Here is a 21,898-nt window from a genome sequence, read left to right as displayed (position 1 = left end):
GATATATGAAATCACGTGCAGCAGTTGCTTTTGGTCCCGGTCAGCCGTTAAAAATTGTCGAGATTGACGTTGCGCCGCCGAAAAAAGGCGAAGTTCTGGTCAAAATCACTCATACCGGCGTTTGCCATACCGATGCTTTTACCCTTTCCGGCGATGATCCGGAAGGCGTATTCCCGGCAGTCCTGGGTCACGAAGGCGGCGGCGTGGTAGTCGAGGTCGGCGAGGGGGTCACCAGCCTGAAACCCGGCGATCATGTTATTCCACTGTATACGGCGGAATGCGGCGAGTGTAAGTTCTGTAAGTCCGGTAAAACTAACCTTTGTCAGGCCGTACGCGCCACTCAGGGAAAAGGGCTGATGCCGGATGGCACTACCCGCTTTTCTTATAACGGCGAACCCGTTTATCACTATATGGGAACCAGCACGTTCAGCGAATATACCGTTTGCGCGGAAATTTCTCTGGCGAAAGTGAACCCGCAGGCGCCGCTGGATAAAGTGTGTCTGTTGGGCTGCGGCGTGACGACTGGTATTGGCGCCGTCCATAACACCGCTAAAGTGAAAGCGGGCGACACCGTTGCCGTTTTTGGTTTAGGCGGTATTGGGCTGGCGGTTATTCAGGGCGCGGTTCAGGCTAAAGCCGGGCGTATTTTAGCTGTCGACACGAATCCGGAAAAATTTACGCTGGCGGGCGAAATGGGGGCCACGGACTTTATTAATCCGAATGATTACGACAAACCGATCCAGGACGTTATTGTTGAGCTTACTGATGGCGGCGTAGATTTCAGTTTTGAATGTATCGGCAACGTTAACGTGATGCGAGCAGCGCTGGAATGTTGTCATAAAGGCTGGGGCGAAAGCATTATTATTGGCGTAGCGGGGGCAGGGCAGGAAATCAAAACCCGTCCCTTCCAGCTAGTGACCGGTCGCGTCTGGCGTGGCTCCGCCTTTGGCGGCGTGAAAGGGCGCACGCAGCTGCCAGGGATGGTCGAAGATGCGATGAACGGTAAAATCCGTTTAGATCCTTTTATTACTCACCGCCTGCCGCTGGAGCAGATTAACGATGCCTTTGAACTGATGCATCAGGGTAAATCCATCCGTACTGTTATCCACTTTGGCGATAACTGATTCATCCGCCAGCGGATTTTCCGCTGGCACTTTTCTGAATTTTCTGGAATGAATGTTGTGAAAATGTGACGAAGGCGATGCTTTTCGCGATAAGCAAACGTCACGAAGTGCCGATGACTATCTAACGGGCGTGTTTTACGCATAAAACCTACAAGAGAGTCGACGGTCATGGGCAACACATTCTCGATGCAAGCCTCGCATAAACTGGGCTTCCTGCATCATATTCGGCTGGTTCCGCTGTTTTCCTCCATTCTCGGTGGCATCCTTCTTCTTTTTGCTTTGAGCGCCGGGCTGGCAGGCTATTTTCTGTTACAAGCCGATCGCGATCAGCGTGATGTCACGGACGAGATTCAGGTACGGATGGGATTATCCAACAGCGCTAACCACTTACGTACCGCACGTATCAATATGATCCACGCTGGCGCGGCGAGCCGGATTGCTGAAATGGATGAAATGAAAGCCAATATTGCCGCTGCGGAAACGCGGATCAAGCAGTCTCAGGACGGCTTTAACGCTTATATGTCCAGAGCGGTGAAAACACCCGCCGATGACGCGTTAGATAACGAGTTAAACGCCCGCTACACCGCCTATATCAACGGCCTGCAACCGATGCTGAAATTTGCCAAAAATGGCATGTTCGAAGCGATCATTAATCATGAAAACGAGCAGGCAAAACAACTGGATGCAGCATATAACCATGTCCTGTTGAAAGCGATTGAACTGCGCACCGAGCGGGCAAGACTACTTAGCGAGCAGGCTTACCAACGTACCCGACTCGGTATGATGTTTATGATTGGCGCATTTACGTTGGCGCTGGTATTGACGTTAATGACCTTCATGGTGCTGCGTCGCACGGTGATACAACCCTTGCAGCAGTCTGCGTCACGTATCGAACGCATTGCGGCCGGCGATCTGACCATGGCTGACGAGCCCACAGGACGCAGTGAAATTGGTCGCCTGAGTCATCATCTTCAGCAGATGCAGCATGCGTTGCAACAAACGGTAGGGGCGGTGCGTCAGGGGGCGGAGGAAATTTATCGAGGCACCAGCGAAATTACCGCTGGTAATACGGATTTATCTTCTCGTACTGAACAGCAGGCTGCCGCCATTGAACAAACCGCGGCCAGTATGGAACAGTTGACGGCAACCGTTAAGCAGAATGCGGATAATGCGCATCACGCCAGCAAACTGGCGGAAGATGCTTCCGGTAAAGCCAGCCGCGGAGGCCAGATGGTTTCCGGGGTCGTACAAACGATGGGGAATATTTCCACCAGCTCGAAAAAAATCTCGGAAATTACCGTCGTCATTAACAGTATCGCTTTCCAGACCAACATCCTGGCGCTGAACGCGGCGGTCGAGGCGGCACGCGCCGGGGAACAAGGACGCGGTTTTGCGGTGGTCGCCAGTGAGGTTCGTACCCTCGCCAGTCGCAGCGCGCAGGCGGCAAAAGAGATTGAAGGCTTGATCGGCGCATCGGTCAGCCTGATTGAACAAGGATCTGAAGAGGTTATCGCTGCGGGGAGCACCATGAATGAGATTGTGGATGCCGTCAAACGCGTCACCGATATTATGCTCGATATCGCGGCAGCCTCTGATGAGCAAAGTCGCGGTATTGTTCAGGTCAGTCAGGCGATTTCTGAGATGGACAAGGTTACGCAACAAAACGCGTCGCTGGTCGAAGAGGCGTCCGCGGCGGCGGCTTCGCTTGAAGAACAGGCCGCCCGCTTGACGCAAGCCGTTGATGCGTTTCATTTACAGGATACTGGCGCGACGATGCGATCATCCTTCCTTTAGTAAGCGTCGCGCCAGCGGGCTATTTTAGCCGCGGGCGCGTTTATTCTCCGACAGCCGCTATCACAGCGGCATCGATTTACGGATCGCCGCAATCAGCATTTGCGCCCCGGTTGAGAGCGGGATATCAACTCGCGTAAGAATACCTATCGGCTCGCCCGCGCTCTGGGTCGGCACGGGTAATGAGACCAGCGTCGCCTGGCGAAGATCTTCTTTAACCGCGCCAGAGGGGACGAACCAGACGTAATCGTAATCTACGGTCAGTTGTCGTGATAACGATGCGGATAGCGTTTCGATACATCCGGCAGGCATTTTACACCCCTGGCTTTGCAACAGGGCTTCCGCATTCTGGCGCGGTACCGTGCCTTTTGGCGAGACGACTACCGGCCATTCCATAACCCGGCTGAGCGTGATCGTCTCCTGTAACAGGGGATGACCGGGGCGTACCACTAATTTAAGCGATTCTAAAAACAGCAGTTCGTAATTTAAACCGCCCATTAATTCCGGGTCTGACATGCGGCCAATACCCAGATCGATCTCGCCTGATTTCAGACCCGCAAGCAACATCGTATTGTTCATGGTCGCGACCTGTAACGAGGTCGATTTTTGCTGTTGATGGAACCGCCCAATAGCCGCCGGGAGTATACCCAGCGCAGCGGTGGGGAGCGCGCCAACACGCACCACATCGGCGCTGGCGTCCTCTTTGCGATTCAGCGCCTGCCCGGCGGTATTCAATGCATCTAATACTTTTACCGCATGAGTCAAAAATTGTTCGCCAGGAACCGTTAATTGCGCGCCCAGTCGCCCGCGTTCAAACAGACGGGTTCCGGTGAGTTGTTCCAGTTCGTTCAGCGTTTTAGAAAGCGCTGGCTGGCTCAGGTTAAGAGTTTCAGCCGCGCGCCCCAGAGTTCCCTGTTGCGCAACGGCTACAAATGTATGAAGGTGGCGCAACCGAATGCGCTGACTAAACAGACCATTTTTTTCCATAAGCGATGTTAAAAACAGAGCCGTGCGGGTGACAAGTAAAGTTGTTTGTTTTTGATAACCTGATAGCAAAATATTATTAACATTTTACCATTTCAAGTTACAACTGTTTTATTTTACTGATGATTCAACTGCCGTTAAGCGTGTTAAGCCGCGATCTGGTCGGGGATATGCCAGCTCATGTCAATCCGTTCTGCATAATGAATTCAGGTCGGAACACACTTTATAAATTCTTCTCCCCGGAATGGATGAGGTTTTCTACACTCCAGGTAACATTCACTGGAGGCATGACATTATGGCGAACACCATCACGGCAGATGAGATTCGGGAACACTTTTCGCAGGCAATGTCGGCAATGTACCAGCAGGAAGTTCCGCAGTACGGTACGTTACTGGAACTTGTGGCTGACGTGAATCTGGCGGTGCTGGAAAATAATCCCAAACTGCATGAGCAGTTGGCTAATGCCGATGAACTGGCGCGATTGAACGTGGAACGGCATGGCGCCATTCGTGTTGGCACCGCAGAAGAACTTTCTACCTTGCGTCGGATATTCGCCATCATGGGGATGTACCCAGTAAGTTATTACGATCTCTCTCAGGCGGGCGTGCCTGTGCACTCCACGGCATTTCGTCCCATTGACGAGGCTTCGCTCTCGCGTAATCCCTTTCGCATGTTCACTTCGCTATTACGCCTGGAGCTCATTGAAAACGCGGCATTACGCCAGCGGGCGGCGGAAATCTTATCGCAGCGGGATATTTTTACATCGCGCTGCCGACAATTGCTGGATGAGTACGACGAGCAGGGCGGTTTTAGTGCTGCTCAGGCCGAAGAATTTGTCCGTGAAACGCTGGAGACTTTTCGCTGGCATCGTCAGGCTACCGTTGATGAAGAAACGTACCGCAGCCTGCATCGTGAGCATCGTTTAATTGCCGACGTGGTCTGTTTTCCGGGATGTCACATTAACCATCTGACGCCGCGTACTCTGGATATCGACCGGGTACAGGCCATGATGCCGGAGTGCGGCATTACGCCTAAAACTCTTATCGAAGGTCCGCCTCGCCGCGAAGTGCCTATTCTGTTGCGGCAAACCAGTTTCAAAGCCCTGGAAGAGCAGGTGCTCTTCGTTGATGAAAAGCAGGGTACGCACACGGCGCGCTTCGGCGAAATTGAGCAACGTGGCGTCGCGCTGACGCCAAAAGGTCGTCGATTATATGACGAGCTGTTGCACAAGGCGGGAACGGGTAAGGATAACTTCACGCATCAACTCCATTTGCGGGAGGTCTTTAACGCCTTTCCGGATAGCGAATTTCTGCTTCGCCAGCAGGGGCTTGCCTGGTTCCGCTATCGCTTAACGCCTTCCGGTGAGGCGCATCGTCAGGCGATCCATCCTGGCGACGATCCGCAGCCGCTTATTGAGCGCGGTTGGGTAATCGCGCAGCCGATTACCTATGAAGATTTTCTTCCGGTCAGCGCAGCCGGCATTTTTCAGTCGAATTTGGGAAATGAAACGCTGGCCAGAAGCCACGGCAATGCCAGCCGCGACGCCTTTGAACAGGCGCTGGGATGTGCTGTACGGGATGAATTTTCGTTATATCAGGAAGCGGAAGAACGCAGTAAACGCCGTTGCGGTCTGCTTTAAAAGCGGTAAGCTTCACAGGCTGTGAGGATACTGTAAAAGGAAGGCGTTATGTTGAATCCCTCCATCCCGCTGGTGGCGACGCGTCACGGTAAAATCGTGGGCGTCGTACAGGAAGAAACCCATATCTGGCGCGGTATACCTTATGCCGCGCCGCCAACAGGGGAGCTACGCTGGCGTGCGCCGCAGCCTGTTACGCCCTGGCAGGATGTGCGCCAGGCGGATTGTTTCTCCTGCGCCAGTTGGCAGGATATTACCTGGTGTCGCGAACTCGGCGGCGGCGATCCGGGAAATTTTTCCGAAGACTGTCTCTATCTGAACGTCTGGGCTCCCGCCGTGCGTCATGAACCGTTGCCGGTCATGGTCTGGCTACACGGCGGCGGTTACACCATTGGCGCGGGGAGTTTGCCGCCCTATGACGGTCAGGCGCTGGCGAAGCGCGGCGCAATCGTGGTGACGGTCAATTATCGGCTTGGCCATCTGGGCTTTTTCGCGCATCCGGCGCTGGAAGGCGAAGGGGCGGAGTGTATTCATAATTTCGCTTTACTCGATCAAATCGCTGCGCTGCGTTGGGTGCAGGACAATATTGCCGCATTTGGCGGCGATACGCAGAATGTGACGTTATTTGGCGAATCCGCCGGCGCCCGCAGCGTGCTGTCGTTGATGGCTTCGCCGTTGGCGAAGGGGCTTTTTCATAAAGCGATTATTCAGAGTGGTTATACGCTGCCGGATACGCCCCGCGAGGTGGCGCTAAAAAAAGGCGTTGCGCTGGCGGAACATCTTGGTTTAGCCCATGCCACTGCCGAACAGCTACGCGCTTTACCGGCAGAGACGTTTTGGCCGCTGGACGCGCCTTTTAAAATTGCGCCGACGCCGATTTCCGGCGACGTCGTGCTGCCGCATCCGATGCTGGAAACCTTCTTTGCGGCGAAACAGCATCCAATACCGGTGATGATCGGCTCGAATAGCGATGAAGCCAGCGTATTGGCTGTTTTTGGCGTCGATATTGCCGGTCAAATTCAAAAAATGCGCCGTGAGCGGCGTGTTGGCCTGGGGTTAATCCGGCTGCTTTATCCTGGAGTGAAAGGCGACGAAGCGCTAGGGCGGCAGGTCTGTCGGGATATGGTATTTACCACGTTGGGTTATGTCGTCATGCAAGCGCAGCAGCGGATCGGCGAACCGTGCTGGCGTTACTGGTTTGATTATGTCGCCGAGGCGGAGCATAACACCTACGCGAATGGCGCCTGTCATGGCAATGAAATACCGTATGTATTCGATACGTTAACGCGGGCTGAGCCCACATGCCATTATGTGAATGAGAATGACCTGGCCTTTGCCTCGCAGGTGGCGGATTACTGGGTGAATTTCGCTCGTCATGCCAGCCGCACGCGCGACGTGCTGCACGGCCCGGTTCGCTGGCCCGCCAGCATTCGGGGGCGAGATCGTCTGTTGCGGATTGGGCTGAACAAACTTGCCGGTTTTAAAGTGGAAAACCGCTTTATGCGTGCGCGTCTGGCGCTGTTTAAACGAGTCATGAAACATCACGTTAGTCTGGAATAAACTTTTCATAACCTGAAGAATGCTGCGTGAGGTTTACATCCGATTCGGTCGGTTCTTATCGACATAAAATATTTACGCTTTTGCACAGTTTCCAGGCGACCAACAATTGGATTATTAATGAATTTTGTCTAGAGTGAGCGGTCAGAAACGGGCACATTCTTGCTGCTGAAAAAACCAGCGCGGGACCATTCACAAGACCAGAAGGACTCATTTTCAGGTATGAATCGTAGACGATTTATTAAAGGTTCAATGGCAATGGCCGCCGTGTGCGGTTCCAGCGGTATTGCTTCACTCTTTTCTCAGGCGGTGTTTGCCGCGGAATCCGATATTGCGGATGGTAAAATTGTCCGTTTTGATTTTGCTGGTCTGCAATCAATGGCCCAGGCGTTAGCGAAAAAGCCCTGGGGCGGCGCGCCGGGACCCTTGCCGGATACGCTCGCCAATCTGACGCCGCAGGCCTATAACAGCATTCAGTATGACGCGGCGCATTCACTCTGGAACGGTGTTGCCAACCGGCAGCTCGATATTCAGTTTTTCCACGTAGGGATGGGCTTTCGTCGTCGCGTACGCATGTTTTCCGTTGATACGACGACGCATCTTGCTCGCGAGATTCATTTTCGCCCGGAACTGTTTAAATACAACGATGCCGGCGTCGATACGACGCAACTGGAAGGGCAGAGCGATCTCGGTTTCGCCGGTTTCCGTGTCTTTAAAGCGCCGGAACTGGCGCGGCGCGATGTCGTCTCCTTCCTGGGCGCCAGTTATTTCCGGGCGGTAGATGATACTTATCAGTATGGCCTGTCGGCTCGCGGGCTGGCGATAGATACCTATACTGACGGTCAGGAAGAGTTCCCTGACTTCACCGCATTCTGGTTTGACACCGCGAAGCCGGGCGATACTACGTTTACCGTTTACGCTCTGCTGGACAGCGCTAGCGTGACGGGCGCGTATAAATTTGTGATTCATTGCGAAAAATCGCAGGTGATCATGGATGTAGAAAACCATCTCTACGCCCGTAAAGATATAAAGCAACTTGGCATTGCGCCGATGACCAGTATGTTTAGCTGTGGGAATAATGAACGTCGGGTATGCGACACCATTCACCCGCAAATTCACGACTCCGATCGGCTGGCGATGTGGCGGGGTAACGGCGAGTGGATTTGCCGCCCGCTGAATAATCCGCAGAAATTGCAGTTCAATGCATATATGGACGATAACCCAAAAGGGTTCGGCCTGCTGCAACTCGATCGCGATTTCTCGCATTATCAGGATGTGATGGGCTGGTACAACAAACGTCCGAGCCTGTGGGTGGAGCCGCGTAGTAAGTGGGGGAAAGGCGCAGTTAGCCTGATGGAGATCCCAACCACTGGCGAAACTCTGGATAATGTGGTCTGTTTCTGGCAGCCGGAAAAAGCGATCAAAGCCGGGGATACGCTGGCGTTTAATTATCGTTTGTACTGGAGCGCGCAGCCGCCGGTACAATCTCCGCTTGCGCGGGTCATGGCGACCCGTACAGGGATGGGCGGCTTTCCCGAAGGTTGGGCGCCGGGCGAACATTACCCGGATAAATGGGCGCGCCGTTTTGCTATTGATTTTGTCGGCGGCGATCTGAAAGCGGCCGCGCCAAAAGGCATTGAGCCGGTGATTACGCTTTCCAGTGGCGAGGCGAAGCAGATTGAGATCCTCTACGTCGAGCCTTTCGACGGTTATCGTATCCAGTTTGACTGGTATCCGACCTCGGATTCTACGGCACCGGTGGATATGCGTATGTTCCTGCGCTGCCAGGGGGAAGCTATCAGCGAAACCTGGCTGTATCAGTATTTCCCGCCCGCGCCGGATAAGCGCCGTTATGTCGACGATCGTATCATGCGTTAGTCAGTTTGCCTTCTGTACCGCCACAAAGGCGGTACAGGTTCCGGAAATAGCCCTGACATAAACTCATTCGTGAGCCGCTGTTTTTGTGACACGGCCTTTCCATCGTTCTATTTTTGCAACAGTCCTTCCTGTTTATCCCTCTCGATCCTGCGGACAGGGAACATTAAGATAGCTTCACCTTATTTAAGATATAAAGTGAATATAATGAAAAAGAGCTTTCTTGGTGTTGTCCTGTCTCTGGGTTTATTAAGTGCTGCTCATGCAGATGTATATAAATTTGATAATACGCATACCAATGCGGTATTTAATATCGATCATTTCCAGACCTCAACCAATCATGGCGGGTTTTATGCTATTAGCGGCGAACTGAAATATCAGCCGGAAAAGCAAGATGCAGAGATGCGCGTGACGATTCCCGTGAGCGCCTTAAATACCGGGGTGGATGCGTTTGATAACCATATTCGCAGTAGCGATATTCTGGATGCGGAAAAATATCCAGAAATGGTATTTAAATCAACAAAATGGCATTTTGAAGATAATAAACTGGTTTCTATTGACGGTTTGCTAACAATGAAGGGAGTAACGAAGCCCGTCACCTTAACCACCACCAAGTTTGGCTGTTATATGAGCCCGATATTCAAGGCGCAGGTTTGCGGTGGTGATTTTGTCACGCAAATAGATCGCACCCAGTGGGGGGTAGATTATCTGGTCGATATGGGGATGACGAAAGTTGTCGATATAAAAATTCAGGCAGAAGCGGTTAAGCAATAAAGGGAATGATGATGAAAATTATTGTATGTTAAGGGGGCTTGGCTATTTGAAGCTTCGCTGATTTCAGGCCGCACTGCCACGATTTTAAAGTGGGACTATGTCACTAAATAGTTGATGGCAACTATTTCGGATTCAGATATGTTAAATTGCTCTACTACTTGAGCTTGTAACCAACGGTTATTTTGTCCCTGATGTCTCTGTAGATTTGATTTTTTCGATCGCAATAATATTGCCTGACATCGCTTCATTGAGCACTTCGACGGCCGTGCTGGCATCGCGATTCTTTATCGACATGTAGACCTTGATATGGGCTTCCACACTTTCAAGGGTAATACCCAGCGCACGGTTAAGCTCTTCAAGATAGTAGTAATAGATGTCTTTAATCGAGCTCATCACGTTGTAGAACACGCTGTTGTGCGATGCCCTGACAATCGCCAGATGGAACTCGTAGTCCGCTTCCGAGTATTTTTTATAATCACCTTTGTGGATCAGCATGTTGTTCAATGCTTCCTCGAGCTGGCGAATGTCATCATCGGTGGCGTGTGTGACGGCGAGCTCCACGCATTTGAACTCCACGGTCTGACGAAAAATCATCATATCGTGAAACTCTTCGCGGCTAAGGTGCATGATTGGGCGGGGATCGTTACTCAACATCTGCGGGGTGAAGTTTTCGCTCACGTAGCTGCCGCTGCCCTGACGCGTCACCACAATCCCCAGGTCACGAAAACGCTGTACTGCGCTGCGAACGCTGACCCGGCTGACGTTAAATGAGGCGGTCAGTTCCACTTCTGAGGGCAAACGGCTACCCGGCGCCCAACTGCCGTCCAGCAGTTTGCTACTTATCTGATCATAAATTTCATTTACAACATTCTGTTTTTGAATGGATTTTATGCTCAAGATGGGTATCCGTTAAGATGTCGCTGAAGTGCTTTATTATATAACAATTCTCTTTTAAGAACAAAGCGCCCGGCCGGGCGCTTTTCACCGTTAATCGAAACGAATGAGTACCTTAGCAGAGACATTTTTGTCTGTGGCGGTAATCAGCGCGTCTTCAATTTGCTGGGGCGGGAACTCGGCGCTGATAAGCGGGCGAGGATCGACGCGCCCATCTTCCAGCCAGCGTACCGCGGTGATGAACTCACCGATAAAACGGAATGAGCCGACCCAGTTGAGTTCTTTAACCAGCATCGTTGACACCGGCCAGCTTACCGGGCTGGCGCCCATCCCCACCTGAACGATGGTGCCGGCAGGGCGGGTGAAGTCGACGGTGGATGCCACGGCAATCGGCGCGCCGGAGGCCTCAAACACGACATCAAAGTAGCCTTTATGCTGCTGATAATGGGCAACCTGTTCTTCATCGCGCGGATCCATCACCGCTGTGGCCCCCATTTGGCGTGCCAGTTCCAGACAGCGTGGGCTGAGATCGGATGCTACCAGTTCAGATGCTCCGGCACTGCGCGCCGCCGCGAGGATCAGACAACCAATGGGGCCTGCGCCAATCACCAGTACGCGTTTGCCGGTCAACTGGCCTGCCTTTTTTACTGCATGAATGGCGACCGCCAGCGGCTCCGAAAAGGCCATCACGTTTGCGGGCACGCGCCTGTCGTAAGGAATGCATTGCTCCGGTTTTACCACCACGTATTCAGAAAAACCGCCATTCACATGCGGATTGAACTGCGCGCTGCCCATAAAGCGCATGGAGCCGCACAGATTTTGATGGCCGGAAAGGCACATCTCGCACTGATTGCATGGGCTGGACGGGTTCACCGCAACCGTCTGGCCCACTTTCAGGTCGCTGCCTGCTGGCACTTTGCTGATCACGCCAACAAACTCATGGCCAATCACCATCGGATGCTTGAGGACAGACATCCCCGCGCGGCCATGCTGATAGTAGTGAATATCAGAGCCACAGATGCCGCCGCAGGCGACCTTCACGACGACGTCATGTTCACTGTGCTCTATTTCACGTGATTCAAAGCGTACGTCTTTTTCCGCATGGGCCAGACAAGAGTTACAGGTTATTTTTTCCATTTTGATAATGACCTCATTATTTGTTGGCAGTTGCCGGGTTAATGGCATTCTTATCCACAGTGTCGGCATTCTTTTTTCCAGGCAGGATCACTTCAATTTTGCCCACCAGGAATATGTAGGCTAATAAGCCCAGTCCGGCGACGCCTGCGATATACCACATGGCATACTGGAAGTTTTGCGTGCGCTGGAGAATAACCCCAATAACAATTGGGCTAACGATCCCCGAAAGGTTGCCGCAAATATTTAAAAAGCCACCCATAGTCCCGAGAAAATTACGGGGAATTACATCGCTCCAGACCACCCAGCCCAGGTTTGAAAAGGCGTTGGCAAAGAACGCAACAGACAGAATGACAATCGCAATAACTGGCTGGTTTTCAAAGAAATTGACCAGGCCAATAATCATGGTGACGCACAGGCCAGCCATAACGGGTAATTTTCGTGCCAGCGTTCGGGATTTTCCTTTTTTCAGCAGCATGTCGCTTAGCGTACCGCCACAGAGCACCCCAAGCATCGCCATAATATAGGGCAGCATGGCGCCTATCCCGGCTTTGGAAATAGAGAGATGCAGTCCTTTTTCCAGGTAAACAATAAACCAGGTCAGGAAAAAATAGAGCGTAGACGAGCAGGCAAACTGGGTGATGAACAAACCCCAAATCGTTTTTTTGCTGAGGAAGAATTTAATATTTTGCCAGCTGATTTTTGCACTCACGGAGGATTGGTTCTCCGAGCCATAGCCGCCGCCTGCTTTGATATAATCCAGTTCGGCCTGGTTCACAGCAGTGCTGTGCTGTGGAGCGCGGTAATACATAAGCCAGTAGATGCCAAACAGAATACCGGCGCCACCGGACAGATAAAACGACATTTCCCAACCGTAGTTAGCCACAATAAAGGCGAGGGCAGGCGTCAGCAGCGCGAGACCGATATATTGTGCACTGGAATAAATCGCGGTCGCACGGGCACGTTCATGGTCCGGGAACCAGGTGGCGATTATTTTTGTGTTAGACGGGAAGGATGGCGCTTCGGCAACACCAATTAATGCGCGGCAGGCCAGAAGCATTGCAAATGAAGCGGTTGCCGTCGCGAATAAATGGTGTGAGGCGAACCCCATCATAAAGGTAAAAATACTCCACAGAATAATCGCACCACCATAAAGAATACGTGAGCCAATGCGATCAAGAACATAGCCGACAGGAATTTGACTGGCAGCGTAGGCCCAGGTAAACATGGAGAAAAGCAAACCCAGTTGTGTTGGCGTCAGACTGAAATCATTCTGGATATTCGAACCAGCGACGGCAAGATTGGCGCGATCCATATAATTAATTGCAGTCACAATAAACAGCAATGTGAGAATAAAGAGTCGTTGTCTTGAAGCCTTCATAATAATACCTGTGTTATATCGGCATGCATCGGGGTAAACACATGCCATCAATTTTAAAGGCGAGTAGGTAGAGTGCGGGCGACTTATAAAACTGCGAGCCAGCCACCATCGACGTAAATAATCTGCCCGTTGATATAATCTGATGCTTTGGATGATAAGAAGATGGCGGTGCCGATGAGCTCTTCCGGACGACCCCAACGTTGAGAAGGGGTGCTGCTTTTCACCCAGCTATCGAACTGCTTGTCTTCAATAAGCGCGGTGTTCATGTCGGTCAGAATGTAGCCAGGTCCAATGGCGTTAGTCTGGATATTAAACTGCGCCCATTCAGCAGCCATCGAGCAGGTGAGCATTTTGATGCCGCCTTTTGCTGCCGTGTACGGGGCAACAGTCGGGCGGGCCGCCTGGCTGGTAAGCGAGCCGATATTAATAATTTTGCCGCCGCTGTTGCGGGCGATCATCCGTTTTGCCGCCGAGCGGGAGACTAAAAATGCGCTGGTCAGGTTAGTGTCGATCACCTTCTGCCAGTTTTCCAGCTCCAGCTCGACCATTGGTTTGCGGTACTGAATACCGGCGTTATTGATCAGGATATCAACATGGATCCCTTCTGCATCAAGTTTGCTAAAAGCTGCCTCAATCGCCAGTTCATCGGTGACGTCAAAAGCCACGCCATGCGCGTCGTAGCCTTTTCTGGTCAGCGTATCCACTGATTCGGCCAACAGCGTGGCGCGAATATCATTCAGGATAACCCGTGCACCCGCAGCGGCAAGACCCTCTGCGTAGGCAAAGCCCAGTCCTCGTGCAGAACCCGTTACCAGCGCCGTTTTCCCAGTTAAATCAAATAAAGCGGTCATGTTGTTTCCTCACTTGTTTAATTTGTATGACGACTATCCTTTTTTAGGTTGAATTTTCGCCCTGATAAAATCAACAGTTCACCCATGAATTTGCAACAAGGATCACAAACAGCTCCACATGCCGACCGCGTAATTAATATTAATTAATTGAATTATATGTATATATTTGGTTTAAATTTAACGCAGTTTGATCGCTGTCACAGAATGGCACTCGCAGCGATCCGCTGTAAAAGAAGCGTGATATAACAGCATAAAGTTGTAGGACAACTTACGTATATCTGTTGTATCATCCACAACGGTATGACATGCGGTAAATTCGCTGAGTTAAGGAGTGAAAGTGAGTAACCTGAAAATTACCAACGTGAAAACGATTCTGACGGCGCCGGGCGGCATTGATTTGGCAGTCGTTAAGATAGAAACCAACGAGCCAGGGCTATATGGGCTGGGATGTGCGACATTTACCCAGCGTATCTTCGCGGTAAAAAGCGCGATCGATGAGTACATGGCGCCTTTTCTGGTTGGCAAAGATCCGACCCGTATTGAGGACATCTGGCAGTCAGGCGTGGTGAGCGGCTACTGGCGCAATGGCCCGATCATGAACAATGCATTGTCCGGCGTGGACATGGCACTGTGGGATATCAAAGGTAAGCTAGCGGGGATGCCAGTTTATGATCTGCTGGGCGGCAAATGTCGTGATGGGATCCCACTGTACTGCCACACCGATGGTGGTGATGAAGTTGAAGTGGAAGATAACATCCGAGCCAGAATGGAAGAGGGTTACCAGTACGTTCGCTGCCAGATGGGAATGTATGGCGGTGCGGGGACCGATGACCTTAAACTGATCGCCACGCAGCTGGCACGTGCGAAGAACATTCAGCCGAAACGTTCACCGCGCAGCAAAACGCCCGGCATCTACTTTGACCCGGACGCCTACGCCAAAAGCGTTCCGCGTCTGTTCGACCACCTGCGTAACAAGCTCGGTTTTGGCATCGAATTTATTCATGATGTACATGAGCGCGTGACCCCGGTGACTGCCATTAATCTGGCCAAAACGCTTGAACAGTATCAACTATTTTATCTTGAGGATCCGGTGGCACCGGAAAACATCGACTGGCTGAAAATGCTGCGCCAGCAGTCTTCCACTCCGATATCCATGGGTGAGCTGTTTGTGAATGTGAATGAGTGGAAGCCGCTCATCGACAACAGGCTCATCGACTACATTCGCTGCCACGTGAGTACCATCGGCGGCATTACGCCGGCGAGGAAACTTGCTGTCTACAGCGAACTGAACGGTGTGCGCACCGCATGGCACGGGCCGGGCGACATTTCTCCAGTTGGGGTTTGCGCCAATATGCATTTGGATTTGAGTTCACCGAACTTTGGCATTCAGGAATACACGCCAATGAACGACGCGCTGCGTGATGTCTTCCCGGGCTGCCCTGAGATTGACCACGGTTATGCCTATCTGAACGATAAGCCGGGTCTGGGTATTGACATTGATGAAGCCAAAGCGGCGAAATATCCGTGCGAGGGGGGAATCCCATCCTGGACAATGGCGCGCACACCAGACGGTACGGCCTCAAGACCGTAAGCAATGAAGGCCCGGCTTGCATCTGCCGGGTCTTATTCCCGACGTCCTGATGGACTCCGTTTTAGAAACAGGAATTATTGTATATTGAGGCTGCTTTTTAATCAGTGACCACTTCTCTATAAGGAGCCTGAATATTTCCCTCAACAACGCTTCCGGTAGAAAATGACGCGCTCTGTTTCCTCAAATCCTAATGCCAGGTGAACTTTCTGGGAAATTGTATTTTCCGGCGTGGTATCAGAGGCCATTTCCCGACACCCTTTATTCGTTCCCCATCGTTGCACCACTGCAATCAATTGTTTCGCTACGCCGCGTTGACGGAACGAGGGGAGAACAAAAATACCTTCAAGAAAAGCCACGGGCGAACTGTCACAGCCATTGACATAATCGTGGCGGATTGAGGCATCCGCAAAGCCAATCGCCACCCCGTCTGCCATCGCAACAAATGATGCCAAATGATCGGCTTGCAGGATTTCTTCGCCGTCTGCCAGATGGGCGTCATCCGGGTGACCGGGCCAGAGCTGTTTTCGCAATCCGCGCCAGTGCTCCAGATGGGTTTTGTTCATTTGCCTGATGTCCATTAACGCACTCCTGATGAGGGGTCTGGCATGATGAGACGGCACCCCGCCTGCTGATAACGTCGGGCGATAGCAGACGGGAGCGCGCTGTCGCTAAGAATGGTAGTAATACAGGACAGCGTCGCCACCGCATGGGGTTCTACAGTATCAAACTTTGAGTGATCGGCCATCAATATGACCTCGCGTGAGCGCTGAATAATGCGCGTTTTAACGCCCACTTCAAACATGGTAGCGTTGGTGATGCCCGTTTCAATCGACAGCGCATCGCAGGAGATAAAGGCGCGTTCAACGGCAAAGGCGTTAATCATCTCCAGCGCCAGACTCTCGCCCACCGAAAAGTAACCGGGGCGAATCAGTCCGCCGATAATGTAACTCTCTACGTGTGGGAAGCCACCCAGTTCATTAGCGATTTTGATGTCATTGCAAATGACTTTTACTTTGGCGTCGACCAGACATTTTGCCAGTTCCAGACAGGTGGAGCCGGAGTCGAGAAAAAAGCAGTCTCCATCCTTGATGAACGTGCGGGCGAGGGCAGCGATTTCGCGTTTCGCCTCGCTTTGTAACGTCCGCTTAACGTCGAAAACATATTCTTTATCTTCCGTACTGTCGTCGAAGTCAATACAACCATGGCCGCGAACCATACCGGGATAACGGCTGGCAATATAGTGAAAATCCCGGCGCACGGTTGCCTCTGCATAGCCAAAAAGCTCAATAGCTTGCTGTGTTGAGAGGTGCCTGTGTTGCCAAAGGTAATGCAACATCTGTTTGATACGGTCGGGGCGCTGTTGGCTCATCAGCATATGACTCCTTTATAGCGCGGTGAATTGTGACAACGTCACATCATAGTTCGCCGTCGTGAATAACGCCCGGCCAATCACCAGATGCTGTGCGCCTGCGGCGGCAAGCAGCCGTGCGGCGCGAAGTGTAATACCGCCGTCCGCCCAGCATTCCGCAGCAGGGAAATGCTCTCTGCCCTGGCTCACTTTTTCACACATCGCGGCGATAAATTGCTGTCCGCGTCCGTCGGGTTCGCTGGTCATGATCATCAGCGCATCCAGTTGCAATGCCAGATAACGATAAGGCAATAGCGGCGTTGCCGGGTTAAGCGCCAGTCCTGCTTTCGCCCCGATAGCGCGAATATCCGCCAGAATCTCCGGGGGGTTTTGCACGCTTTCGGCATGAATGAAAATCCAGCCGGGGCGGATAGCTGCAAGCCAGGGTAGCCAGCGTTGCGGTGATGAGACCATCAGGTGAAATGAGAGCGGATGGCGGGTGTGTTGTGCGACTGCCTGAATGGTTTTCATACCGAAGGTAATATTGTTGATGAAACTGGTATCTTCGATATCCAGATGCAACGAGCCGAGGGGCGCATCGTGTAAAGCGGTCAACGCCTCGGCATAGCGCAGCGGATCGGCGGAGGCCAGTGAAGGGTGCAGGATCATCGAAACCTCCATCAGCGCAATGCGGTTAATTGCGCGAAAAGCGCGGCGTCATTTGGCGCATCTTGCAGCATCGCGACGCTTTCCGGCGAGTCTAGCCACTGGCTGATGCGTTGAATGGTGCGAATATGTGCTTCGGCATCCGTGGCGCTGGCGCAAAGCAACAGCCAGATGGGATCGCAATCCGCATTGCCGAAAGCGACCGGCGTTGCTAACGTAGTGACGCTGATTTGATTATGGTTGGCGCCTTGCTCTGGTCTGGCATGGGGCAACGCAATCCCCGGCGCGATAAGATAATATGGCCCCCATTTAAGGGTGTTCTCAATAATACCGTCCAGGTAGCAGGGGGCCGCCGCGCCGAAGGTAATCAGCGGACGAACGGCGATATCCAGCGCGTGTCGCCAGTCGCTGGCATGGCGTTGCGCCTGAACCCACTTAACATCATTAATCATCGATCGTTGACTCCTTGCCGGTTCGGGTTACTCTGAAACCGATCCCCGGCGTGTCTTTTGGCGAAGGCGACGGAGATCGGCAGAAGAGTTATCGCTCTCTGCAGGGGATAAGCGTTTTGCTTATCCCCATTTTATTGTCGGATATGGCGTACTTTCTCCATAAACTTCGCCACGCGCGCCTGGTCGACAAAGTTGGCGAAGACGCCGTCTTTTTTAAACGTGGTTGCCGTTACGCATCCGTCGGCAATGCAGAGCTGCTCCTCGACGTTTTCCAGACACACCCCGGTATTCGCCAGCACGACCGTGTCGGGGACGGTCTCTTTTACCCGCTTCAGTATGGCGCTATCCGTGCGAGCGCCCGCCGTCAGCCCCGAGACGCACAGGGCATCGGGGTTATTGTTAAATACGGTCGATTTCGCAATTGAACAGACATCCCGGTTTCCCAGATACACCGCCGCTTCCGGCACGATGTTAAACAGCGTTTTCACGTGGCCTGCGCCGATGCGATGCTGATGGCGAATGGTTTCGCCGACATTCGTATCCCAGACGCCAAAATCGCTGGCGTAAACGCCGGTGAAAATTTCGCGAATAAATTTTGCGTCGGTCGCCATCGCCAAATCAAACGAGGCCACAGGGTCCCACAACACGTTTACCCCAAACGGTACGCGGATTTCACTCATTAACTGACCGATGATTCTTGCCATCGCGGCGGTCGTTTCCGGTCTGACTTTCGTTAAATAAGGCAGACTAAATTCGTTGGAGAACATCACCGCATCCACGCCGCCATTTTGTAGCGCCATTAAATCGTCATGGGCGCGGTCAATTACCCAATTCATGCCTTTCCTGGTATCGAACCCGGGATCGCCCGGCAGCGCCCGTAAATGGCACATGGCGATAACGGCTTTTTCCGTTCCTATTACCTCTTTTAGCCAACTCATTCTGGGTTGCTCCTTATTCCGGTAGTTCACGTTTACGTAAGACAAGTATGATGCTGGCGACAATGCCGACCACAATAACCACACCAATCATGCCCAGCGACATCAATTCAGATATTGACCAGCCAAACATATTTCCCACCGACAGCGCGGTAATTTGCGCGTTTTCAGCGGCGAAGCTAAAGCCGCCTTTGAGCGCCATATCGGTAAAGTACGGCGCGAACTGGGTGGCGATCAGCAAAACGGTAATCATGACAATGATGCCGCTGAGCAGAGTACGAATCAGATCGCCGCGATGAATAACCGTGGCCATGCAGATAAAAAACGGCGCAACCGGTAAATCAGCCAGCGGCAGGACTTTATTGCCCGGCAGTATGCTCGCCAGAATTAACATGATGGGAATTAACAGCAGTCCAACCGCGATGGTGGTCGGGTGGCCTAACGTCACTGCGGTATCCAGACCGATAAAGACTTCGCGCCCTTTAAAGTGTTTCTGGAAGAACTTACGCGCGCCGTCGGAAATGGGCATTAATCCCTCAACGATAAGGCGAATCATGCGCGGAAACAGCACCATAATCGCCGCCACGGTAATCATTAAGGTTGCGCACCCTTTAAAGCCTTCGCCTGCGGCAAGTCCGAAGATCAGCCCGAGAACAACGCCAATGATCACCGGGTCGCCAACCATCCCATACCGTTTTTGGATCTCCTGAGCATCAATATTGCGTCCTTTCATAAACGGTATTTTTTCGTATATCGCATCCAGCAATACGAACAACGGCACGGAACTGGAGCCATACCCTTGCGGAATAGAAATCCCTTCCAGACCCACAATGTTCTGTACTCGTTTCGCCGTCCAGTCGGCCATTTTCAACGACAAGGCGGCGTGGCAAATCGCGCCCAGTACGCCATAAATCAGACTGCCGGTCATCAACTGGACGACCGTTCCGGTAATGGCGTAGTGCCAGTAGTTATAAATATCAACGTTCATGGTTTTGGTCAGACGAGTCACCAGCATACCGACGTTGAGCAGAAAGATAACGGGAATGATCATCGCGCCGATGGCCGTCGCATAGCCGACGCCGGATGCGGGCCCGGCGCCGACGTCAAACATATGCAGCGTCAGGCCAAAACGCTCAATCATCACTTTAATCGGCGGACTGAGACTGTCGATCGCCATGACGATCACCAGCCCCATGCCGACAAAACCGATGCCGACCGTCACCCCGGCTTTCACCGCCTGCAGCCAGGGAATACGAAAGATTAAGCCGATGATAATCATAATGATGGGCACAAAAACGGTGCCGCCGAGAGACAGGATGTAATCAAACATAATGCCCCCTTTATTGTGTTAACAGCGCCTTGATTTCTTGTTTTAATGCGTCGTCGTTGATGCCTGTCAGCAGGGCGGCGCCGTTGAGCGTCGGGATGCCATAGTCACTGTGCGTACGCATGGACGTTACGATGAGATCCATACCGTTACAATTCAACGGGATCTCATTCAGACAACATTTCGCCGTGGTTGCCGCAATGCCTTGCTCCGCAAGAAAGTCCTGCAGTTTTTGTGCAATCATGGTTGATGTCGACATGCCGGTACCACATGCCACAAGGATCTTTTTCATCATGGTCGTGCCTCTTGTGTAGCGCCTGTTTCAGGCTCAATGGGAAACTGTTCTGGCGACATGTTAGCCAGCGCAGTCAGTAAACGGATACAATCAACCAGGTCGCGCAGGCTGGCGACTTCGGCTGGCGAGTGGGTATAGCGGCAGGGAATAGAAAGACTGGCGCAGGGAATACCGTCCAGTTCAACCTGAATGTAGCCGGTTTCGGTGATGACGCCTGGCGCGACTTCTCGCTGTACGGGAATATTATTTTCGTGCGCGGTGGTCTCCAGCATCCGCAGCAAACGCGGCGGCGTAATCAGTCCCGCCAACGTACCGCGTCCGTGATAGTTCAGACAGGTGATGCCGACGCCGTGGTTGACCCGCACATCAGAGTAATCCTGCAGGTCAGGCGTGTCGCAGGAGGGGGTGATATCAATACCAATCGCCAGGTCGGGGCGCACGCGTCGTAAAACGGGAACAATACCGCGAATATTGAACTCTTCCTGTACCGACGCGACCAGGAATACCGCGATATCGAGCGGTGTGGAGGCGAGGGCCTCGGCGACGCCCAGTAGCGCCGTACACCCCAGCCTGTCATCCAGCGCCTTACTGCACACCAGGTCGTTGCCCAGACAGTGCGGCGGGTTGTAAAGGGTTACTGGCGTCCCCACCTGAATACCCATTCGTTTGGCATCCGCTTTATCTTTTGCGCCGATATCAATCCAGAGTTTATCGAGCGCGGGAGGCTGGGTGCGCTCGTCACCCTTCGCGAAGTGATATGCTTTAATACCGATACAGCCCATGATATCGCCTGAACGTCCGGCAAGCGTCACGACCGAACCGGGCATAGTAATTTGCGCCGGGCCGCCCACGCGTTCAAAACGTAAAAAGCCGGAGGGTTCGATCTTGCGTACCATAAAACCGACTTCATCCATATGCGCAAAAATCATCAGGCGAAGCGCGTCGGATTTGTCGCTGCCATAACGGGCGACGACATTGCCTAAGCGATCCCGCCAGACGTCTTTGGCCTGCTGTTCAAACGCGTGCTGCATAACGTTTGCAATACTGCTTTCATGTCCTGAAATCCCGTTTAGCCGCAGTAAAGAAAAAAGCGTTTCCTGCACAGAAAAGGTCATTGGCGTCTCCGTGGTGATAAAACAATCAGTCGTTGAGCGTTTTATAGGCGGAGAATGGTTGGATAAGTGTGAAATGTGTCACGCGGAAATACGCTAAATATGGCCAATAAAAAATAATGTGATGGCGATACAATAAAAACGCTCATATCACCTGCGGGTTATCGGTAA

At 52.4% G+C, this 21,898-nt stretch carries 20 protein-coding genes; 7 read left to right on the top strand and 13 right to left on the bottom strand.

Going from position 1 to position 21,898, the window contains the following annotated elements:
* Window positions 1-5: 5 nt before the first annotated feature.
* Complete coding sequence (locus ACQ29O_RS11235; RefSeq protein ID WP_000842141.1) at window positions 6-1,124, top strand: S-(hydroxymethyl)glutathione dehydrogenase/class III alcohol dehydrogenase; 1,119 nt, start codon at window positions 6-8, stop codon at window positions 1,122-1,124.
* Between the two features lie 168 nt (window positions 1,125-1,292).
* A complete protein-coding gene (locus tag ACQ29O_RS11230; RefSeq protein ID WP_000528488.1) occupies window positions 1,293-2,918 on the top strand; it encodes a methyl-accepting chemotaxis protein in 1,626 nt (541 codons plus the stop codon).
* Window positions 2,919-2,978: 60 nt separating this feature from the next.
* On the opposite strand, the gene ACQ29O_RS11225 is transcribed toward ACQ29O_RS11230, so the two are convergent.
* Window positions 2,979-3,902 carry a LysR substrate-binding domain-containing protein gene (locus ACQ29O_RS11225; RefSeq protein ID WP_000414259.1) on the bottom strand — a complete coding sequence of 308 codons (924 nt, stop codon included), beginning with the start codon at window positions 3,900-3,902 and terminating at the stop codon, window positions 2,979-2,981.
* Window positions 3,903-4,194: 292 nt separating this feature from the next.
* Between ACQ29O_RS11225 and hglS the strand changes: the two genes are divergently transcribed.
* From hglS to ACQ29O_RS11205, 4 genes are all read left to right on the top strand, one after another.
* A complete protein-coding gene (hglS, locus tag ACQ29O_RS11220; RefSeq protein WP_000024100.1) occupies window positions 4,195-5,538 on the top strand; it encodes a 2-oxoadipate dioxygenase/decarboxylase HglS in 1,344 nt (447 codons plus the stop codon).
* Window positions 5,539-5,586: 48 nt separating this feature from the next.
* Window positions 5,587-7,095: a carboxylesterase/lipase family protein gene (locus tag ACQ29O_RS11215; RefSeq protein WP_000933988.1), complete on the top strand. Its 1,509-nt coding sequence runs from the start codon at window positions 5,587-5,589 to the stop codon at window positions 7,093-7,095.
* 219 nt (window positions 7,096-7,314) lie between these two features.
* Window positions 7,315-8,970 (top strand): glucan biosynthesis protein D, encoded by a 1,656-nt coding sequence (locus tag ACQ29O_RS11210; RefSeq protein ID WP_020936985.1) that lies wholly within the window; start codon window positions 7,315-7,317, stop codon window positions 8,968-8,970.
* A gap of 195 nt (window positions 8,971-9,165) precedes the next feature.
* Window positions 9,166-9,741 carry a YceI family protein gene (locus ACQ29O_RS11205; protein ID WP_001024327.1) on the top strand — a complete coding sequence of 192 codons (576 nt, stop codon included), beginning with the start codon at window positions 9,166-9,168 and terminating at the stop codon, window positions 9,739-9,741.
* Window positions 9,742-9,918: 177 nt separating this feature from the next.
* Here the strand turns inward: ACQ29O_RS11205 and ACQ29O_RS11200 are convergent, their stop codons facing one another.
* The 4 genes from ACQ29O_RS11200 to ACQ29O_RS11185 all read right to left on the bottom strand — a co-directional run bounded on the left by ACQ29O_RS11200 (window position 9,919) and on the right by ACQ29O_RS11185 (window position 14,001).
* Window positions 9,919-10,638, bottom strand: a complete 720-nt coding sequence (locus ACQ29O_RS11200; protein WP_000023781.1) for a FadR/GntR family transcriptional regulator — start codon at window positions 10,636-10,638, stop codon at window positions 9,919-9,921.
* A 90-nt stretch (window positions 10,639-10,728) separates the two neighbouring features.
* Window positions 10,729-11,820 (bottom strand): L-idonate 5-dehydrogenase, encoded by a 1,092-nt coding sequence (gene idnD, locus ACQ29O_RS11195; RefSeq protein ID WP_001131638.1) that lies wholly within the window; start codon window positions 11,818-11,820, stop codon window positions 10,729-10,731.
* Window positions 11,789-13,150 carry an MFS transporter gene (locus ACQ29O_RS11190; RefSeq protein WP_000648127.1) on the bottom strand — a complete coding sequence of 454 codons (1,362 nt, stop codon included), beginning with the start codon at window positions 13,148-13,150 and terminating at the stop codon, window positions 11,789-11,791. The genes idnD and ACQ29O_RS11190 overlap by 32 nt, the downstream gene beginning before the upstream one ends.
* Window positions 13,151-13,233: 83 nt before the next feature.
* On the bottom strand, window positions 13,234-14,001 hold the full coding sequence (locus tag ACQ29O_RS11185) for an SDR family oxidoreductase (RefSeq protein ID WP_000125686.1): 768 nt from the start codon (window positions 13,999-14,001) through the stop codon (window positions 13,234-13,236).
* 337 nt (window positions 14,002-14,338) lie between these two features.
* On the opposite strand from ACQ29O_RS11185, the gene ACQ29O_RS11180 reads away from it, so the two are divergent.
* Window positions 14,339-15,592, top strand: a complete 1,254-nt coding sequence (locus ACQ29O_RS11180; RefSeq protein WP_000067286.1) for a D-galactonate dehydratase — start codon at window positions 14,339-14,341, stop codon at window positions 15,590-15,592.
* A gap of 140 nt (window positions 15,593-15,732) precedes the next feature.
* Here the strand turns inward: ACQ29O_RS11180 and aac(6') are convergent, their stop codons facing one another.
* The 8 genes from aac(6') to ACQ29O_RS11140 form a co-directional block, all read right to left on the bottom strand.
* Window positions 15,733-16,170, bottom strand: a complete 438-nt coding sequence (gene aac(6') / locus ACQ29O_RS11175) for a cryptic aminoglycoside N-acetyltransferase AAC(6')-Iy/Iaa (protein WP_020936984.1) — start codon at window positions 16,168-16,170, stop codon at window positions 15,733-15,735.
* Window positions 16,170-16,961 (bottom strand): DeoR/GlpR family DNA-binding transcription regulator, encoded by a 792-nt coding sequence (locus ACQ29O_RS11170; protein ID WP_001676823.1) that lies wholly within the window; start codon window positions 16,959-16,961, stop codon window positions 16,170-16,172. The genes aac(6') and ACQ29O_RS11170 overlap by 1 nt, the downstream gene beginning before the upstream one ends.
* Before the next feature lie 15 nt (window positions 16,962-16,976).
* Window positions 16,977-17,609, bottom strand: coding sequence for a ribulose-phosphate 3 epimerase family protein (locus ACQ29O_RS11165; RefSeq protein ID WP_000600597.1), 633 nt, complete (start codon window positions 17,607-17,609; stop codon window positions 16,977-16,979).
* 11 nt (window positions 17,610-17,620) lie between these two features.
* Window positions 17,621-18,058 (bottom strand): SgcA family PTS sugar transporter subunit IIA, encoded by a 438-nt coding sequence (gene sgcA, locus ACQ29O_RS11160; protein ID WP_000606454.1) that lies wholly within the window; start codon window positions 18,056-18,058, stop codon window positions 17,621-17,623.
* A gap of 131 nt (window positions 18,059-18,189) precedes the next feature.
* A complete protein-coding gene (gene sgcQ, locus ACQ29O_RS11155; RefSeq protein ID WP_000118617.1) occupies window positions 18,190-18,996 on the bottom strand; it encodes a BtpA family protein SgcQ in 807 nt (268 codons plus the stop codon).
* Between the two features lie 13 nt (window positions 18,997-19,009).
* Window positions 19,010-20,323, bottom strand: a complete 1,314-nt coding sequence (gene sgcC / locus ACQ29O_RS11150; RefSeq protein ID WP_000460831.1) for a PTS sugar transporter subunit IIC SgcC — start codon at window positions 20,321-20,323, stop codon at window positions 19,010-19,012.
* Window positions 20,324-20,333: 10 nt separating this feature from the next.
* Window positions 20,334-20,615, bottom strand: coding sequence for a PTS sugar transporter subunit IIB SgcB (gene sgcB, locus ACQ29O_RS11145; protein ID WP_253336051.1), 282 nt, complete (start codon window positions 20,613-20,615; stop codon window positions 20,334-20,336).
* Window positions 20,612-21,730 (bottom strand): M42 family metallopeptidase, encoded by a 1,119-nt coding sequence (locus ACQ29O_RS11140; protein ID WP_020936982.1) that lies wholly within the window; start codon window positions 21,728-21,730, stop codon window positions 20,612-20,614. The genes sgcB and ACQ29O_RS11140 overlap by 4 nt, the downstream gene beginning before the upstream one ends.
* Between the last annotated feature and the right edge of the window lie 168 nt (window positions 21,731-21,898).

Origin of the sequence: Salmonella sp. GDC200615 (assembly GCF_050574145.1) — a bacterium.
In the GTDB taxonomy this organism is placed as follows: Bacteria; Pseudomonadota; Gammaproteobacteria; order Enterobacterales; family Enterobacteriaceae; genus Salmonella; species Salmonella enterica.
The sequence above is the reverse complement of the archived record's forward strand: the minus strand, read 5'-3'. Positions and strand labels throughout refer to the sequence as shown.

Coding starts and splice junctions, on each gene's coding strand:
- ACQ29O_RS11235 (WP_000842141.1), top strand. CDS start 6: ATGAAATCACGTGCAGCAGTTGCTTTTGGTCCCGGTCAGCCGTTAAAA.
- ACQ29O_RS11230 (WP_000528488.1), top strand. CDS start 1,293: ATGGGCAACACATTCTCGATGCAAGCCTCGCATAAACTGGGCTTCCTG.
- ACQ29O_RS11225 (WP_000414259.1), bottom strand. CDS start 3,902: ATGGAAAAAAATGGTCTGTTTAGTCAGCGCATTCGGTTGCGCCACCTT.
- hglS (WP_000024100.1), top strand. CDS start 4,195: ATGGCGAACACCATCACGGCAGATGAGATTCGGGAACACTTTTCGCAG.
- ACQ29O_RS11215 (WP_000933988.1), top strand. CDS start 5,587: ATGTTGAATCCCTCCATCCCGCTGGTGGCGACGCGTCACGGTAAAATC.
- ACQ29O_RS11210 (WP_020936985.1), top strand. CDS start 7,315: ATGAATCGTAGACGATTTATTAAAGGTTCAATGGCAATGGCCGCCGTG.
- idnD (WP_001131638.1), bottom strand. CDS start 11,820: ATGCCATTAACCCGGCAACTGCCAACAAATAATGAGGTCATTATCAAA.
- ACQ29O_RS11190 (WP_000648127.1), bottom strand. CDS start 13,150: ATGAAGGCTTCAAGACAACGACTCTTTATTCTCACATTGCTGTTTATT.
- ACQ29O_RS11185 (WP_000125686.1), bottom strand. CDS start 14,001: ATGACCGCTTTATTTGATTTAACTGGGAAAACGGCGCTGGTAACGGGT.
- ACQ29O_RS11170 (WP_001676823.1), bottom strand. CDS start 16,961: ATGAGCCAACAGCGCCCCGACCGTATCAAACAGATGTTGCATTACCTT.
- ACQ29O_RS11165 (WP_000600597.1), bottom strand. CDS start 17,609: ATGATCCTGCACCCTTCACTGGCCTCCGCCGATCCGCTGCGCTATGCC.
- sgcA (WP_000606454.1), bottom strand. CDS start 18,058: ATGATTAATGATGTTAAGTGGGTTCAGGCGCAACGCCATGCCAGCGAC.
- sgcQ (WP_000118617.1), bottom strand. CDS start 18,996: ATGAGTTGGCTAAAAGAGGTAATAGGAACGGAAAAAGCCGTTATCGCC.
- sgcC (WP_000460831.1), bottom strand. CDS start 20,323: ATGTTTGATTACATCCTGTCTCTCGGCGGCACCGTTTTTGTGCCCATC.
- sgcB (WP_253336051.1), bottom strand. CDS start 20,615: ATGATGAAAAAGATCCTTGTGGCATGTGGTACCGGCATGTCGACATCA.
- ACQ29O_RS11140 (WP_020936982.1), bottom strand. CDS start 21,730: ATGACCTTTTCTGTGCAGGAAACGCTTTTTTCTTTACTGCGGCTAAAC.